The sequence below is a fragment of the Phaeobacter sp. JH20_26 genome, assembly GCF_048056275.1.
Taxonomy (GTDB): Bacteria; Pseudomonadota; Alphaproteobacteria; order Rhodobacterales; family Rhodobacteraceae; genus Phaeobacter; species Phaeobacter bryozoorum.
In genome coordinates, this window is the sequence record NZ_JAYMWL010000015.1 from 41,707 (window position 1) to 55,732 (window position 14,026).

The following is a 14,026-nucleotide window of genomic DNA, read 5'->3' on the forward strand; positions in this document are numbered from 1 at the left end:
TCCCGTGTCCGTTCATGGGCCGAACCTCAAAGCGCGCGCGGCCCTGCCCGTCATCTTTCCATAAATACTCAAACCGCCCCGGCAGCGGCGCTGCCCCTCAGTCGCGGCGAAACACCCGCAGCGCCAGGAGCACGCGGGAGGTGGCGGTCACCAGACAGAGCGCGCCAAACACCCAGGCCATCGGTGCAAACCACGCAGGCAGCAGGCACAAGAGCACGAAAAAACCGATCGTCTCCGCCCCCTCCAGCAGACCGCCGGTGAAATAAAGCGTTTTGACCCCGCGCGCCGTGCTTGTCATCTTGTGTTTCTCCGCCAGCACCGCATAGCCGAGGAAACTGGTGCCATTCACATAGAAGGTCATCAGCAAGAACGCCCCGGCCACGCCATTCTGCGCAGGATCCGCCAGCACAAAAGCAAGGGGGACCGCACCGTAGAACAGGAAATCGCAGGTGATATCGAGATAGCCGCCAAAATCGCTTGGCTCGCTGGCGCGTGCCACCGCGCCGTCCAGACCATCGGCCAGCCGCGACAGAAGCAGCGGCAGCAGCGCCAGCGCAAAGAGCGAACAGGCGATCATCCCGGCCGCCAGCAGCCCCAGCGCCAGCCCAAGAAGCGTCACCTGATTGGCACTGATGCCCGCGCGCGCGATGACCTGCCCCTGGGCATTCAGCATCGGGTCGATCAGCGGGCGGATTTTTGAATCGAACATACTCTCCCCTACCCTGCGCACCGGGGCTTTGCCACTCACGATTATGATAGGGCAGAGCCGGTGTCTCGCGCAGATCTCTTTATGCCCCGCGCCGATATTTTGCGCTTTTGATTGCCGCAGATGCGTGCCACCCTCCGCCGCATGAGCACCGAACTGATCAGCCTCGACGGCACCCCCGCAAGCCCCCTTGCCTTTGGCACCATGCAATTTGGCGGCCGCGCCGATGCTGCCCAGTCGGCCGAAATGTACCAGGCCTGCCGCGCTGCGGGGGTGACCCATTTCGACACCGCCTGGGTCTATACCGAGGGCCGTAGCGAGGCGCTGCTGGGCCAGCTGATCCGGGAAGACCGTGACAGCCTGCTGATCGCCACCAAGGTCGCCTATTCCGGCGGCGCCGGCCCTGACAATATCCGGCGCCAGCTCGATCAGTCGCGCGCGCGTCTGGGGCAGGACATGGTCGATATCCTCTACCTGCACCGCTACGACGAAGAGACGGACCTGCGCGAGACCCTTGCCTGCCTGGCCGAGCTGCGCGACGCCGGGCAGATCCGCTATCTGGGGCTGTCGAACTTTGCCGCCTGGCAGGTGATGAAGGCGATCATGATCGGGCAGGAATTCGACCTGAGGCCCGCCATACTGCAACCGATGTATTCGCTGCTGAAGCGTCAGGTCGAGGTGGAGATCCTGCCGATGTGCGCTGATCAGGGCCTGCATGTGGCCCCCTATTCGCCACTGGGCGGCGGGATGCTGACGGGCAAATACAGCAGTGCCCAGCAGGCGGGTCACAGCCGGGGGCGGCTGGACGAGGATCCGCGTTACGCCGAACGCTATGGTCAGCCCTGGATGCAGGAGAGCGCCCGTGCCCTGGCCGATCTTGCCGCCGAACTGGAGGTTGATCCGGCCAGCCTCGCCGTGGCCTGGGCCGCCGCCTATGGGCGCAATGTGACTCCCATTATCTCGGCCCGGTCACTCGCACAGCTGCGCCCCTCGCTGGCGGCGCTGGAGATCGAGATGACGCCGGACCTCTACGCCCGCATGTCGGCGCTGTCACCGCGTCCGGCGCCCGCAACAGACCGGCTGGAGGAACAGCAATGACAACGGTCGACTATCTGATCATCGGCGGCGGGCTTGCCGGTCTGAGCGCCGCCGCCGCCCTTGCGCCACGGGGGCGTGTTCTGGTGCTGGAGCGGGAAGAGGCGCTTGGCTATCACTCCTCCGGGCGCTCTGCGGCGATGTTTGAGGCCAATTACGGCCCCGCGCCGGTACAGGCGCTGAGCCGGGCCAGTGAGGCCCACCACCGCACCCATGGCTGTCTCAGCCCGCGCGGGCTGCTGCTGGTCGGGCGCGCCGATCAGGCCGCGCGTTTCGAGGCCGATTGCGCCGAGCTGGATCTGACGCCGATTTCGGTTGCGGCGGCCTGCCAGATGGTGCCGGTGCTTGATCCCGAGCAGGTCAAATTTGCGGCCAGCCATGATGCGGCGCAGGATCTGGATGCGGACCTGTTGTTGCAGGGCTTTGCCAGAGAGCTGCGCGCCCATGGGGGTGACATCCGCACCCGTGCCGCTGTCACCGGTCTGGACCGCAGCACCGCGGGCTGGCAGGTGAGCTGCGGTGACGATGTGATCACCGCCACAACGATTATCAATGCGGCCGGGGCCTGGGCGGATGAGCTGGCGCAGATGGCCGGGATCGCGCCCATCGGATTGCAACCCAAACGCCGCTCCATGGCGCGGCTGCCCGCGCCCGGTGGCCACGATGTCACCACCTGGCCAATGATCATGGGCGTCGGTGAGAGCTGGTATGCCAAACCCGATGCCGGCAAGCTGCTGGTCTCGCCCGCTGACGCCGATCCGGTGCCGCCGCAGGATGCCTATGCCGATGACATGGTGCTTGCCGAGGGGCTGGCCCGCTATGAGGAGATGGTGACAACCCCGGTCACCCGAGTTGAGCACAACTGGGCCGGCCTGCGCAGTTTTGTAGCCGATGGCGTGCCGGTGCTGGGGCCGGATCCGGCGGTGGCCAGTTTTGTCTGGTGTGCAGGTCAGGGCGGCTATGGCGTGCAGAGTTCCCCCGCCGCCGGGCGGCTGATTGCCGATCTGGTCACCGGGCAGACACCGGACATCGACGCCACGAACGTGGCCGCGCTCAGCCCGGAAAGGCTGCGCTGATGGTTGTGCGCACGGTGCCCGGAGAGGCCTCCGTCACGCTGCCGGATGCAGGGGCAAAACTCTTTGCCCCGTCGGCGGCGCGCAATCTGGAGCCGATCGCGGATCTTCTGGCCCGGATTGCCCCGCAACCCGACGGTGCGGATGGCCCTCGCCCCCGCGCGCTGGAAATTGCCAGCGGCACCGGGCAGCATGTGGTCGGCTTTGCCGGCCGCTGCGCGCATCTGGACTGGCAGCCCAGCGATGTGAACCCGGCGCGCCTGACCAGCATCAATGCCTATACCGGTGACAGCGGCTGTCGCAATATCGCGACGGCGATCCAGCTCGATGCCACCGAAGCCCCCTGGCCCGACGGGCTGGGCCGCTTTGATCTGATCGTGCTGTGCAATCTGCTGCATCTGATCAGCACGCCCGAGGCCCAGACCCTGATCCGCGAGGCCGCGCGCCATCTGGCGGCGGGCGGGCACTTCCTGATCTACGGCCCGTTCATGCGCGGCGGTGAGCTGACCAGCGAGGGCGACCGCAGCTTTCACGCCAAGCTGACCGCCCATGACCCGGAGGTCGGTTACAAGGATGATTTCGATGTGATGGACTGGCTGCAAGACAGCGGGCTGGAGATGCGCCAGGTGATCGAGATGCCCGCCAACAATCTGGCGCTGGTGGCGATACGTCAATCGAGGTGAGAGCTGGCACATAGGTGACCGCGTCGGCCCTGCGCCACGTCAGGCACCGGTCAGATATTCAGCTGCATCGTCGACTTGGTGCGGTCCATAGTGACAAAGGTGCGGAACTTCCGAATATTGTCATTCGGAAAAAACAGCCGTTGCGTCAGCGCTTCATATTCCGACATGTCCCCAACGATCACCACAAGGATGAAATCCACTTCGCCGGTGACATAGTAGCATTGCTGGATTTCCGGAGCGTCTTGGAAGCTGCGCTTGATATCGTCGATCCGGCCCGCTGTCTCGGCCCTCAGTTCGACCTCCACAAGAATGGTCAGCGGCAGGCCGACCGTCTTCGGCTCGATCTGGGCGGCCTGGGTCGAAATCACGCCATCCACCTCCATGCGCCGGATACGCCGCTGGACCGATGCGGTCGACAGATTGACCATCTCGCCGATCTGACGCTGTGGCTTGGTGCAGTCCTGTTGCAGGATCCGCAGGATCGCCAGATCATAGGAATCCAGCCCCTGTGATAAATTTTCTTTTCCCATGCCATACCTGTGCGCAATTTTTGCACGGCGGTCCATGATTCCGAAGCCATAACCCATGTAAAGCGACGTATTTTTGCGCAGGCGCAAAAAAGGATCGTATGATGCTAGACATATTCAGAACCACCAAACCAGATGTCTTTACCACCCAACCAAGGTTGGGGCCGAAGGTACAGGACGCTCTGCCTCGTCGCGGATTTGACGAGGCTGCCCGCGAAATCGGCACCTGGGACGGCTACCAGCCGACCCCGATGCCAAATTTGACCAGCCTTGCGGACAGGCTGGGCATTCAGGCGATCCACTACAAACACGAAGGACCGAGGTTCGGTCTGGGCAGCTTCAAAGCCTTGGGTGGGGCCTATGCTGTTCTGCGCGTGCTTCAGCGCGAGCTGTCAGAGACCACGGGCCGGGCCATCACCGTCGAAGACCTGCACAGCGGCAGTTTCGCAGATCAGATTTCGGAGATCACCGTGATTTCGGCAACCGATGGCAATCACGGCCGGTCGGTGGCCTGGGGCGCGCAGCGGTTTGGCGCGACGTGCCGAATTTACATCCATGCCGAAGTGAGCCCCTTTCGCGCCGAAGCGATGCAGGCGCTGGGAGCCGAGGTTATTCGCGTCGATGGCGACTATGATGCAACGGTTGCGCAGACCCGTATTGATGCCGAGAAACACGGCTGGAAAATTGTGTCGGACACCTCTTGGCCCGGTTATAGGCAGCCACCGCTGGATGTCATGGCCGGCTACGGTGTGATGGCGCGGGAAATCGTGAGAGACCTGCCTGAACCGCCAACCCATGTGTTCCTTCAGGGCGGCGTTGGCGGGCTGGCTGCATCGGTGATTGCGGTTTTCCATCAGGAATGGGGCAATGCCGCTCCACGCAGCATCATTGTCGAGCCGGAACTGGCGCCCTGTCTGTTTGCCAGCGGCAAGGCCAATGCGGCGACCGCTGTTGCGATCACCTCGGAAACGCTGATGGCAGGATTGTCCTGCGGCGAGCCTTCGCAGATTGCCTGGGAGGTTCTGGGCGAGTCCGTCGATAGTTTCATGACCATTCCCGAAAGCCTGGTCGCCCCAGCCGTCCGATTGCTCGCAGGTGGAGCATGTGGCGATCCCGGCATCGACGCCGGCGAAAGCGCGGTTGCCGGTCTTATCGGGTTGATGTGCGGTGCGCTGGACCACGACCTGCGTGATGAGCTGAAGCTGGATGCTGCGTCACGTGTTGTGATCATCGGCTCCGAAGGAGTCACCGATCCAACTGTGGTCAAGGCGATCATGGAGGGACGTATCTGACGGGGTTTGTCAGCCCTGTCAGGATCGCGCTGTTGGGTCCGGTACACATGGAAAAAAGCCCCGGCACAATGGCCGGGGCTTTCTCATCTCTTCCGTCAGGCCTTATCCATTCATGCGGATGGTTTCGTTCTTTGGATCGTAGGGGCTGTCGCAGGTGACAACCGCATCCCAAAGCTTGTCCTGGATCTTCACCTTCAGCTTGGTGCCTTCCACCGCGTGCTCAGGCTTTACGTAGCCCATGCCGATGGATTTCTCGAAGGCCACCGAGTAGCCGCCGGAGGTCAGGCGGCCCACACGGGTGCCGTCTTCAGCATAAAGTGCCTCACGGCCCCAGGGATCGGCATCTTCCGGCCCGTCGATCAGCAGGGTGCAGCATTTCACGCGGACGCCGGTCTCGACCAGCTTGTCCTTGCCGTGGAAGTCCTTCTCCAGATCGACAAAGCGCGGCAGGTCGGCTTCCAGCGGGGTCGCGTCGCGGCCCAGTTCGTTGCCGAAGGCACGGTAGGATTTTTCCTGCCGCAGCCAGTTCTGGGCGCGGGCACCGACCAGCTTCATGCCGTGCTTCTCGCCCGCCTTCTCCAAGATGTCGAACAGGTAGTTCTGCATCTCGATCGGATGATGCAGCTCCCAGCCCAGCTCACCGGTGTAGGCCACGCGGATCGCATTCACCGGACACATGCCCAGTTCGATCTGACGGGCCGACAGCCAGGGGAAGCGCTTGTTGGAGAGCGCGGTTTCCGGATCGGCGTCGACGATCACCTCTTTCAGCACATCGCGCGACTTGGGGCCTGCGATGGCGAAGACGCCCCACTGGGTGGTCACGTCCTGGATCTCGATGTAGCCGAACTCCTCCATCTTGTCCTCAGCCGCCTTGCGCAGGAAGTCGGCGTCATATTCGGACCAAGCACCGGCGGAGACCAGATAGTAGTTGTTCTCGCCGTTGCGCACGATGGTGTATTCGGTGCGGGTGGTGCCGAAAGCTGTCAGCGCATAGGTCAGGTTGATGCGGCCGATCTTCGGCAGCTTGTTGCAGGTGAACCAGTCGAGGAACTGGGTCGCACCGGGGCCTTTGACGACATGCTTGGTAAAGGCGGTTGCATCCACCAGACCAACGCCTTCGCGGATGGCCTTGGCTTCGTCCACAGCGTGCTGCCACCATTTGCCACGACGGAAAGAGCGGCTTTCCTCGTCGAAATTGTCGGGTGCGTCCAGCGGACCGAAGTAGTTCGGGCGTTCCCAGCCGTTGACCCAGCCGAACTGTGCGCCGCGCGCTTTCTGGCGCTCATATGCGGGCGCGGTGCGCAGCGGGCGGGCTGCCGGGCGCTCTTCATCCGGGTGGTGCAGGATGTAGACGTGCTCATAGCACTCTTCGTTCTTGCGCGCGGCGAACTCGGTGGTCATCCAGTTGGAGGAGTAGCGTTTCGGGTCGAGCGACGCCATGTCGATCTCGGCTTCGCCATCCACCATCATCTGCGCCAGGTAGTAGCCGGTGCCGCCTGCGGCGGTGATGCCGAAGGAGAAGCCTTCCGCCAGCCACATGTTGCGCAGGCCCGGTGCCGGACCAACCAGCGGGTTGCCGTCGGGGGTGTAGCAGATCGGGCCGTTGAAATCGTCCTTCAGGCCGCTCTCGGCGCAGGAGGGCACGCGTTCCGCCATCGCCATATACTGGTCGGCAATCCGGTCCAGATCCAGCGGGAACAGGTCGGCGCGGAAGCTGTCGGGCACGCCATGCTCAAAGCGCGCGGGCGCGCCGTGCTCGTAGATGCCGAGGATCCAGCCGCCGCGCTCTTCGCGGGCGTAGGATTCATTGTCGGCGTCGCGGATCACCGGGTGCTCGGGGTTGCCGGCTTCGCGCCATTTGACCAGCTCGGGGTCCTTGTCCATGACGATGAAGGTGTGTTCGACCGGGATCGCAGGCATCTTGATGCCCAGCATCTTGGCGGTGCGCTGCGCGTGGTTGCCGGAGGCAGTCACGACATGCTCGGCGGTGATCACGACCTGCTCGTCGCTCTCCACCAGGTTGCCGCCTTTTTCGATCATCTTGGTGCAGGTGACTTCCCAGTGGGTGCCGGTCCAGTGGAAGGCATCGGCCTGCAGCTTGCGGTGGATCTCAACGCCGCGCTGACGGGCGCCCTTGGCCATCGCCTGGGTCACGTCTGCCGGGTTAATGTAGCCGTCTTCGGTGTGGTAGATCGCGCCTTTCAGGTCGCCGGTCTCGATCAGCGGCCAGCGCTCCTTGATCTGATCCGGGGTCAGCCACTCATAGGCCACGTCACAGGTCTCTGCGGTAGAGGCATAGAGCATGTATTCGTCCATGCGCTCCTGGGTCTGCGCCATGCGCAGGTTGCCCACCACGGCGAAACCTGCGTTCAGGCCGGTTTCCTCTTCCAGGGTCTTGTAGAAATCGACCGAGTACTTGTGGATGTGAGTGGTCGCATAGGACATGTTGAACAGCGGCAGCAGGCCGGCTGCGTGCCAGGTCGAGCCGGAGGTCAGCTCATCCCGCTCGATCAGCATGACATCGTCCCAGCCTGCCTTGGCGAGGTGATAGGCAATGGATGTCCCGACGGCACCACCGCCGACGACCAATGCTTTGACTTGGGTTTTCATGGGCCCGCTCTCCGGAAAATGATGACTCGTTTGCACGGAGTTATGCCCCGCCTGCAAATTCCGCGCCAAATCCATCCGACCCAAAACATAACAAAACCGACCTAGCATCGCCCTGAATGCAGGTTTCTGCCCACCCCCTGTCGGTTTTCGCGGTCATGGCCGCGATTTGCCGCATGGGTTTGCACAGGCCGCGATGCGCATGGATATGGTCCGGTCGGGGCATTGCCCTGCCGGAGTGTCCTTTTCTTGTTCTCTGCTGCGGCTGTTTGGTCGGTGGTGATATCCGGCCAGAACAAAGAGCAATAACAAGTGGCGGCGCCGCCAGAAGCGGAGGCGGGACGGAGCACTCTGCCCCGCACGCAAAACGTCGTCTGTGCGTGCCCATGCCAATGGGCCCTGTTCCATGGTGCCGGGGGTGTCAGGCCCGGCGGTGATCGCGATCAGCTCAGATCCTGCCATTGCGTCATTGAGCAAAGGTAAGCCGACCGTGCGGCGGCTTCGCAACGGGCCAACTTCTGCCCCTGCGAGGGCAGCGCCGTGAGTATTTCAGGAAAGGTGACAGAGCGAGGTCCATCCCGTCACCTTTCTCCAAATACTCAAATTCCGCCGCCAGCCCGGCGCGGTGGCGGCGGCGGGCGGTCCTCAGATCTCCAGTATCTTGCCGGGATTGAGGATATTTTCCGGGTCCAGCGCCGCCTTGATCGCTGCCATATAGCGGGTGGCCTCGCCCAGTTCCTGCGTCAGATAGGGGCGTTTGCCCTGTCCGATGCCATGTTCGCCGGTGCAGGTGCCCTCCATCGAGATCGCCAGCTCATTGAGCCAGCCCACATAGGCATCGGCTTTTTCGCGTTCTTCTGCGCTGTCCATATCTATCAGCAACAGCGCGTGGAAATTGCCGTCGCCGACATGGCCCACCATCGGTGCCAGAAGCCCCATCTCCTCGGCCTTTGAGCGCGCAGCGCCGACACATTCCGCCAGTTTCGAGATTGGCACGCAGACATCGGTGGAGATCCCCTTGGCACCGGGGCGCAGCTGCAGGCAGGCCCAGTACATATCGTGGCGCGCCTGCCAGAGCTTGCTGCGGTCCTCCGCCGTTGAGGTGGCCGCGATGTCAAAGCCGCCGTACTCCTCGGCGATGGTGGCAAACATGTCGCTCTGCTCAACCACACCGGCCTCGGAGCCGTGGAATTCCAGCAACAGCAGCGGCATTTCCGGCAGGTCGAGGCCGGAATAGGCATTGGCCGCCTGCACGCTGAGCGCATCCAGCAGTTCGATGCGGGCGACGGGAATGCCGTATTGGATGGTCATCATCACCGCACGACAGGCATCATCGACGCTGCGAAAGGCGCAGCGGGCCGAGCGGATCGCCTCCGGGATGCCCTGCAGACGCAGGGTGAGTTCGGTGATCAGACCCAGCGTGCCTTCGGAGCCAACCAGAAGCCGTGTCATGTCATAGCCGGCCGAGGATTTCCTGGCGCGCTGAGCGGTGCGGATCACCCCGCCGTCGGCCATCACCGCCTCAAGCGCCAGCACATTGTCCTTCATGGTGCCATAGCGCACTGCGTTGGTGCCCGAGGCGCGCGTTGCGGCCATACCGCCGAGCGAGGCATTGGCGCCGGGATCAATGGGAAAGAACAGGCCCTGATCGCGCAGATAGGTGTTGAGCTGTTCGCGGGTGACGCCGGGCTGCACCACCACATCCAGATCCTCGGCATGGACAGCAAGGATCTGATCCATCCGCATCATGTCGATACAGATGCCACCGGCGGGGGCATTCACATGGCCCTCAAGTGAGGTGCCGGTGCCATAGGGGATAACCGGTACGCCGTGGTCCGCGCAGATCTTTACGATCTCGGCCACCTCGGCGGTGGAGGTGGGAAAGACGACCGCATCCGGCGCCTGATTGCTGATCCAGGTGGTGGTGTGGCCGTGCTGTTCGCGGATCGCCTGCCCGGTCTGCAGCTGTGTGCCAAAGCGCGCCTTCAACGCGTCAATGACGGCGGCAATCCCGGCGTCGTTGCGCGGCAGTCTTGTGGCTTGCACCATGGTTCAGTCTCCCCCCGTTCAGCGGCCGGGGCTGACGCCCGGACCTGTCACCTGTCAACCTAAGGTCGGCGCGCGGGCCCGGACAATACCCAGAACAGGGTAGGTGCGGGATTATCCGCAAAAGACAACGCCCGCCCCGGTGTCCGGAGCGGGCGCGCAGTGTGCGGCCCTGAGCTGAGGCCCGGAGAGCCGATCAGCCCCCCAGCGCGATGCCTTCGCGGCGCGGATCTGCGCCGCCTTTCAGCCCGTCACCGATCTCGATGGCATGCAGGCCGGAGGTCAGATCGCGGGCGTTGACCTCAAACCCCATATCCATCAGCGGCTGGGCCATCTCCTCGGCGCTGGTGCCGGCCTCGACATCATAGGTGCCAAAGCGGTTCACCGCATGGGGCAGTGCCACGGCCTGCTGCACATCCATGCCCCAATCCGCCCAGGCGACGATGGTCTTGGCGACATAGCCGATGATGCGGCTGCCGCCGGGGGAGCCGATGGCCAGAGCGGGCTTGCCGTCCTTCAGCACGATGGTGGGCGCCATCGAGGAGCGTGGGCGCTTGCCCGGTTCCAGCCGGTTGGCAATCGGCACGCCGTCGCTGTGGGTGCGGAAGGAGAAATCGGTGAGCTCGTTATTCAGCAGGAACCCAGCCGCCATCAGCCGCGAGCCAAAGCCGTTTTCAATGGTCGTGGTCATCGACAGAACATTGCCATACTGGTCGACGATGGAGATATGGGAGGTCGAGGGCAGCTCAATCGACTCATCATCGGCCAGCAGCAGCGCGTGATCGAACTCCGGCGCGCCTGCGTTCACCGCGGGCAGGGCGGCATCGCCCTCAAGCAGGGTTGCGCGGGTCGCGAGGTAATCCGGCGCCACCAGACCCTGCGTGGGCACCGGCACGTAATCGCTGTCGGCCATGTAGCGGCCGCGATCGGCAAAGGCGAGGCGCGAGGCATCGCCGATCAGGCGCCAGGACTGCGGGTTGTCGGCGCCCAGTTCCGCCAGGTCATAGTTGCCCAACATGCCGAGGATCTGCCCGACGGTCAGCGCCCCGGATGACGGCGGCCCCATGCCGCAGGCTTCGAACGCGCGGTAGGTGACGCAGACGGCGGGCCGCTCCTTTACCTGATAGAGTGCCAGATCCATCGCCGACAGCACGCCGGGGTTGCCCTCGGCGTTGCGCACCGCATTGGTGATCGCCTCGGCCACCGGGCCGGTGTAGAAACCGCGCGCGCCCTCATCCGCGAGGCGGCGCAGGGTATCGGCATAGGCCGGGTTCTTCAGCGTGCTGCCCACCGCCAGCGGCGTGCCGCCGGGCAGGAAGTAATCGGCGGTATCCGACCAGCGCGACAGCCGGTCGGCGTCATTTTCGATCAGGCCGGCCAACCGGGGGGAGACGGCAAAGCCCTCTTCGGCCAGATCAATCGCGGCGGTGAACAGGCCCGGCCAGGCGGCACGGCCCCAGCGACGATGCGCCGCCTCCAGCAAGGCAGGCGTGCCCGGTGTGCCCACGGACCGGCCCCCGACCACGGCATCGTAGAATTTCAGCGGCTCGCCCGCGTCGTCCTGAAACAGGGTCGGCGTCGCTGCCAGTGGCGCGGTTTCGCGCCCGTCCAATGTCGTGACCTCGCCGCTGGCCGCATCATACCAGACCAGGAACGCGCCACCGCCCAGACCGGAGGATTGCGGCTCAACCAGCCCCAGCACGGTCTGCACCGCAACCATGGCATCGGCAGCGGTGCCGCCTGCGCGCAGCACCTCGGCACCGGCAGCCACCGCATGGGGGTTGGCAGCGGCAATCATCCAGTTCTCGGACTCGACCGGGGTGCCTGCGGATTTGGCCTCAAGGGCCGCGGCGACATCGGCGCTGATGGCCGCAAAGCCGGCATCGGCGGTTTCTGCCGCGCCCTCTGGCGCCACGGCATCCGCCGCTTCCTGCGCCATAAGCGGCAGGGCAGCGCCCAACGTCGTGATCCAAACCCCTGCAATCAGTGTTCGTTTCATCGTCCCTCTCCTCTCGTCTGTGGTGATCTTCTGCGCATGCTGGCATTTCACAGAGCAACCCGGCAATGCTGAGATACCGCCATCGGCGCACAGACGCCTGTGCGTCCGCGACATATTGACATAGGGATGATGTTCCGAATCAAAAAGATAAACCGGAACACTATTCCAATAATTGAACTTCATTAAGAACGTTGATCCACCCCGATCGTTGCAGATGGACATATTTCCTTCCTGAGATCCCTATAGCATGGAGGGGACAACCTGATCTGGTGGTCGGTGGCCGTCCTCGAATGTCTTGATATTCAGCAGAACTTTCTCGCCCATCTCCAGACGTCCCTCAAGCGTGGCGGAGCCCATATGCGGCAGCAGCACGACGTTTTCCAACTCGCGCAATCGCGGGTTGATGTCAGTGCCATGTTCATAGACGTCGAGACCGGCGCCGGCGATTTCACCGGAGCGCAACATACGGGTCAGCGCGTGTTCGTCGATCACTTCCCCGCGCGAGGTGTTCACGATCACCGCATCGGGCTTCATCAGTTTCAGCCGCCGTGCGTTCATCAGATGAAAGGTCGAGGGCGTCGAGGGGCAGTTGATCGACAGCACGTCCATGCGGGCCACCATCTGATCGAGGCTCTCCCAATAGGTGGCTTCAAAGCGCTCTTCGATCTCCGGGCGCAGGCGTCGGCGGTTGTGGTAATGGACCTGCATACCAAAGGCCGCGGCCCGTTTGGCCACCGCCTGCCCGATGCTGCCCATGCCCAGAATGCCCAGACGCCGCCCGGCCAGCCGCCCGCCGAGCAGGGCGGTGGGCGACCAGCCCTGCCAGTCGCCTTTCTGCATGATCGCAAGCCCTTCGGGGATTCGGCGGGTCACCGCCATGATCAGCGCCATTGCCATATCGGCGGTATCATCGGTCAGCACGCCGGGCGTGTTGGACACCAGTACTCCCCGCTGGCGCGCAGTGGACACATCAATGTGATCGACCCCCGCGCCATAGTTGGCGATCAGTTTCAGACGCTCACCGGCCTGCGCCAGCAAGGCGGCATCTATGGTGTCGGTCACGGTTGGAACCAGCACATCGGCGTCCTTCATCGCGGTGGCCAGCTCGGCGCGGGTCATCGGCGTGTCGTCCTCGCGCAGACGCACATCGAACAATTCGCTCAACCGGGTTTCGACCGGCTCCGGCAACCGTCGCGTAACGACAACACTCAGACGTTCTCTTGCCACTGCTGCTCTCCCTCGGCTTTGCAATCTCTCTGGCCTCATGGCATCGTGGCGCAGGACGCGGGCAGGCACAAGAACCCATCCCGCCCTCCGGCCTCTCTGACGCGGCTTTCTTTTTCCAGATGATCGGCACCCGGACATCAGATCAGGGGCAGGTCGGCAAAAAAACGCAGCGCTTTTGGATTGGTCAGGCAGGTAACAGGCAGCGACAATAAGAAGCGAGCAGGCAGTGAAAATTTCGGCATCATATCTGCGGTCCCGGCTGGCCGTGGTCGGCATGATCCTGATTGGCGTGACCGGTGCGGTGGCCCCTGCCCCCGGCCATGCCCGTGACGAACGCGGGCCGGTGACCAACCTGCCCCTGCCCCGGTTCGTGTCGATGAAGGCTGCCGAGGGCAACGTACGCCGGGGTCCGTCGCTGACGCATAAGATCGACTGGGTGTTCAAGCGGCGCGGGATGCCGCTGGAGATCACCGCCGAATACGGGCACTGGCGCCGCGTGCGTGATCGCGACGGGGCCGGCGGCTGGGTTCATTATGCGCTGCTGTCAGGGTCACGCACCGTGCTGATCGAAGAGGACATGCTGACGGTCCATGCCCGCCCGGACCCCAACGCCCCTGTGACCGCCGCCTTTGAGCTGGGTGTGGTGGCGCGGCTGGGCAAATGCGACATCAGCTGGTGTTCAATCTCTGCCGGTGGCTATCGCGGCTGGGCGCCCAAGGAAAAGCTCTGGGGGGTGGCCCCGGATGAGCTGCGCGACTGAGCCATCAGCCC

General features: G+C 63.8%; 11 protein-coding genes. 5 read left to right on the plus strand and 6 right to left on the minus strand.

The annotated features are described in order from the left end of the window. Positions 1-97: 97 nt before the first annotated feature. A complete protein-coding gene (locus tag VWY60_RS14330) occupies positions 98-709 on the minus strand; it encodes a CDP-alcohol phosphatidyltransferase family protein (RefSeq protein WP_416536577.1) in 612 nt (203 codons plus the stop codon). Between the two features lie 141 nt (positions 710-850). Between VWY60_RS14330 and VWY60_RS14335 the strand changes: the two genes are divergently transcribed. Genes VWY60_RS14335 through VWY60_RS14345 form a run of 3 tightly spaced genes read left to right on the plus strand, consistent with a single transcriptional unit; the run spans position 851 to position 3,557 of the window. Beyond that, a complete protein-coding gene (locus VWY60_RS14335; RefSeq protein ID WP_416540934.1) occupies positions 851-1,804 on the plus strand; it encodes an aldo/keto reductase in 954 nt (317 codons plus the stop codon). Continuing rightward, positions 1,801-2,877 carry an NAD(P)/FAD-dependent oxidoreductase gene (locus tag VWY60_RS14340; protein WP_416540909.1) on the plus strand — a complete coding sequence of 359 codons (1,077 nt, stop codon included), beginning with the start codon at positions 1,801-1,803 and terminating at the stop codon, positions 2,875-2,877. The genes VWY60_RS14335 and VWY60_RS14340 overlap by 4 nt, the downstream gene beginning before the upstream one ends. Next, a complete protein-coding gene (locus tag VWY60_RS14345; protein ID WP_416537548.1) occupies positions 2,877-3,557 on the plus strand; it encodes a DUF938 domain-containing protein in 681 nt (226 codons plus the stop codon). Before VWY60_RS14340 ends, VWY60_RS14345 begins: the two co-directional genes overlap by 1 nt. 50 nt (positions 3,558-3,607) lie before the next feature. On the opposite strand, the gene VWY60_RS14350 is transcribed toward VWY60_RS14345, so the two are convergent. Then, positions 3,608-4,087 carry an Lrp/AsnC family transcriptional regulator gene (locus VWY60_RS14350; RefSeq protein ID WP_416537549.1) on the minus strand — a complete coding sequence of 160 codons (480 nt, stop codon included), beginning with the start codon at positions 4,085-4,087 and terminating at the stop codon, positions 3,608-3,610. A gap of 101 nt (positions 4,088-4,188) precedes the next feature. On the opposite strand from VWY60_RS14350, the gene VWY60_RS14355 reads away from it, so the two are divergent. Beyond that, a complete protein-coding gene (locus tag VWY60_RS14355; RefSeq protein WP_416536573.1) occupies positions 4,189-5,376 on the plus strand; it encodes a diaminopropionate ammonia-lyase in 1,188 nt (395 codons plus the stop codon). A gap of 102 nt (positions 5,377-5,478) precedes the next feature. Here VWY60_RS14355 and VWY60_RS14360 read toward each other — a convergent pair whose 3' ends face one another. The 4 genes from VWY60_RS14360 to VWY60_RS14375 all read right to left on the minus strand — a co-directional run bounded on the left by VWY60_RS14360 (position 5,479) and on the right by VWY60_RS14375 (position 13,255). Next, positions 5,479-7,986, minus strand: coding sequence for a GcvT family protein (locus tag VWY60_RS14360; protein ID WP_416540910.1), 2,508 nt, complete (start codon positions 7,984-7,986; stop codon positions 5,479-5,481). Between the two features lie 642 nt (positions 7,987-8,628). Beyond that, positions 8,629-10,032 (minus strand): FAD-binding oxidoreductase, encoded by a 1,404-nt coding sequence (locus VWY60_RS14365; RefSeq protein ID WP_416540911.1) that lies wholly within the window; start codon positions 10,030-10,032, stop codon positions 8,629-8,631. 193 nt (positions 10,033-10,225) lie between these two features. Continuing rightward, positions 10,226-12,028: a gamma-glutamyltransferase gene (gene ggt, locus VWY60_RS14370; RefSeq protein ID WP_340547474.1), complete on the minus strand. Its 1,803-nt coding sequence runs from the start codon at positions 12,026-12,028 to the stop codon at positions 10,226-10,228. A gap of 240 nt (positions 12,029-12,268) precedes the next feature. Beyond that, positions 12,269-13,255 carry a 2-hydroxyacid dehydrogenase gene (locus tag VWY60_RS14375; protein WP_416540912.1) on the minus strand — a complete coding sequence of 329 codons (987 nt, stop codon included), beginning with the start codon at positions 13,253-13,255 and terminating at the stop codon, positions 12,269-12,271. Positions 13,256-13,529: 274 nt separating this feature from the next. Here VWY60_RS14375 and VWY60_RS14380 point away from each other — a divergent pair, with 274 nt between their 5' ends. Then, positions 13,530-14,015, plus strand: coding sequence for an SH3 domain-containing protein (locus tag VWY60_RS14380; protein WP_340547537.1), 486 nt, complete (start codon positions 13,530-13,532; stop codon positions 14,013-14,015). Positions 14,016-14,026 lie beyond the last annotated feature (11 nt).